Below are 630 nucleotides of genomic sequence, written 5' to 3' on the forward strand. Positions count from 1 at the left end.
AGCAATCGGTGGGCACAACAAACCAATTGCCATCCGCTCCTTGGGCTGTGATGCTATATGCTTCGCCATACACAAATTCCTCGCCACTATGGTTGGTAATCGTGAATCTGATTTCCGTGGTGCCCAATGGATAGGAAGGCTTCTCCGCCTTGAGGGAGATGCCTTGGTAGGTGCTCACGCCTTCCCTGTTGTCGATGATAGGGTCCAACTTGCCCTCAAACCTGATGGCGGGCGAGTTGTAAATCTGCCTACGAAACTCCAGCTGCTTCTCCTTCGTGTTCCAACGGAGCGCAACATCAATGGAGTTGGATCCCATTCCAAATCCAACAACATTTCGCAAGGCCGGGGTCTTGTCTTCCGACAGGAACTTCCGCTCAAGTATCCGCATAATGGCGTTCAGTTCCCTATGCGAATATTTACGCGCCGAAGCCTTGCGATAGGTTCTCTTCTTGCTCTTGACAACTCTCTTTTTGCTAATGGTCGCTACCTTCTTTTGTTGAGCGGCAAATGACTGTTTGCAAGCAGCAAAAGCTGTTTGCATTGAAAGGAACATTGTCAATCCTAATATTATTGCATTGAGGAGTTTTGGCTTCAGTCTCATAGTTATCAGCAATTAATAATTTAACATGT

The 630-nt window shown here is 47.3% G+C and carries 1 protein-coding gene; it reads right to left on the reverse strand.

The annotated features are described in order from the left end of the window. The coding region (locus DXD25_RS15880; RefSeq protein WP_370453433.1) for an immunoglobulin-like domain-containing protein at positions 1–388 on the reverse strand (388 nt) is incomplete at its 3' end. Between the last annotated feature and the right edge of the window lie 242 nt (positions 389–630).

Source organism: Prevotella sp. TF12-30, from assembly GCF_003436715.1.
In the GTDB taxonomy this organism is placed as follows: domain Bacteria; phylum Bacteroidota; class Bacteroidia; order Bacteroidales; family Bacteroidaceae; genus Prevotella; species Prevotella copri_A.